This is a genomic window from Geobacillus sp. WSUCF1, assembly GCF_000422025.1.
GTDB lineage: Bacteria > Bacillota > Bacilli > Bacillales > Anoxybacillaceae > Geobacillus > Geobacillus zalihae.
Map to the genome: position 1 here is coordinate 1 of NZ_ATCO01000214.1, position 208 is coordinate 208.

Here is a 208-nt window from a genome sequence, read left to right on the forward strand (position 1 = left end):
GTGTCAAAAATCACAACAGACACAGCGTTGCACGCTTGTCGATAAGCGGAAAGGGTGGCTTTCAATACTTCTGCTTGTTCCGCTGTTGGGTAAATTTTTATTTTGGCTGTTAACGTCATGTCCATTTGTCTCACCTCTCTTTCACTAAATATATTATATAATATATTATATCATATATTATATCATTATTTTTAGTAGTGATACAAAA

The 208-nt window shown here is 33.2% G+C and carries 1 protein-coding gene; it reads right to left on the reverse strand.

What is annotated here, in order from left to right; genetic code table 11:
* On the reverse strand, positions 1–125 hold a 125-nt coding region (locus I656_RS18360), incomplete at its 3' end, for a helix-turn-helix domain-containing protein (protein ID WP_164832362.1).
* Positions 126–208 lie beyond the last annotated feature (83 nt).